The sequence below is a fragment of the Microcystis sp. LE19-41.2A genome (assembly GCF_027530405.1).
In the GTDB taxonomy this organism is placed as follows: domain Bacteria; phylum Cyanobacteriota; class Cyanobacteriia; order Cyanobacteriales; family Microcystaceae; genus Microcystis; species Microcystis aeruginosa.
This window is the reverse complement of sequence record NZ_JAPZQJ010000532.1, coordinates 1-1,185: the sequence shown is the minus strand read 5'-3', so window position 1 is coordinate 1,185 and position 1,185 is coordinate 1. Positions and strand designations below refer to the sequence as shown.

Below are 1,185 nucleotides of genomic sequence, written 5' to 3'. Positions count from 1 at the left end.
AAATCCTTATCTGGCAAGAGACTTAATTGATTAGTTCGCTCTAGAGCAAAAACAATTGACAAAAATCGCTAAATGCCTTTCTCTATAAGGGTTCCATCCCTTATAACCCCCGTCCATTGCATAACACAAACCGAAGAGCCGTTTTCTCAAGCTACTGTTCGAGGCAAGTCAAGAGATTGGGAGAGATTCAGGTAATACAAGGATAGGCGGTTAAAGTGCGTCTTAGCTTACCTGATAACGTTCTTAAAATCTATCTTCAGCAAAAGTTACTCATTTTAGCTATCTAGCTATATAAATAAGTAACTTTACAAGGTTTTAGATAGAGTTTTGGTTTCTATATTTAACCCCGATCCTCACAAACAAAGTCCACTACTCGATCGATTTCCCGGGATGAGCGGATGCGACGACTACCGCTGCCAAGTTCGCCACCACGACAATTAGCCCACCAACGCTCGCGACTGCCATTAACGATCGCATCAAATTCTCTAATTCTGCCACTATCATAATAACTGCGGCGATCAACGACAAAACGACCGATATTGGGGAGGCGAAATTCTTCGTAAACATTACCTTCCCAACCGCCACCAACATTACCGTGATGGTCGTCGGTGCGTACCTCAAACTCGCCCCGACAACCATTTCTGACCACAATATTGCCGTTTTGGAAATCCCAATTACCCTCACAGGGAGCAGCGGAGCGAGTGCGGGTTAATCTCACCTGGGCCCATCGAGCATTGACGGGACAGCGAGTAGTGCGACCGCTTTGACTTTCACAATTAACTCTCATGGTTCTGGCCGCTGCTGGCTCGCTCCCCAGGGGATAAATTAGCAACAAACCGAGACTAGATAATAAAATTTGGCGAAACATTGTCTTAATCTCCAAGAAATTCTCTAGTTTATCTTACAGGGGTATCCAGAAAATGAGTAGTAGTGCTTGAAGTGCCTTAATCAACAAAAAAGAAGGGTGATTTAACTTCACCCTTCCCCCTATTCGGTAAATTTTCCTGCCATCCTTAGAGAGCGTTACCGCGAGGTAATACTTCTTCAGGGAAGATAAAGTTTTCGTGGGGTTGGTCTTGGGGAGCCATCCAAGCTCTCAGACCTTCGTTAAGCAGAATATTTTTAGTGTAGAAGGTTTCAAATTCCGGGTCTTCCGCCGCTCTCAATTCCTGAGAAACGAAGTCA

Annotated in this window: 2 protein-coding genes; both read right to left on the bottom strand. The window is 44.6% G+C overall.

Annotation, left to right across the window (positions count from 1 at the left end):
* Window positions 1–340: 340 nt before the first annotated feature.
* A complete protein-coding gene (locus tag O9290_RS22465) occupies window positions 341–868 on the bottom strand; it encodes a DUF3011 domain-containing protein (RefSeq protein ID WP_288057245.1) in 528 nt (175 codons plus the stop codon).
* A 145-nt stretch (window positions 869–1,013) separates the two neighbouring features.
* Window positions 1,014–1,185, bottom strand: a 172-nt coding sequence (locus tag O9290_RS22460) for a photosystem II protein D2 (protein WP_271931852.1), incomplete at its 5' end; no start/stop codon positions are given.

Bases quoted from the DNA above. Each gene is read 5' to 3' on its own strand.
- O9290_RS22465 (WP_288057245.1), bottom strand. From the start codon at position 868: ATGTTTCGCCAAATTTTATTATCTAGTCTCGGTTTGTTGCTAATTTAT.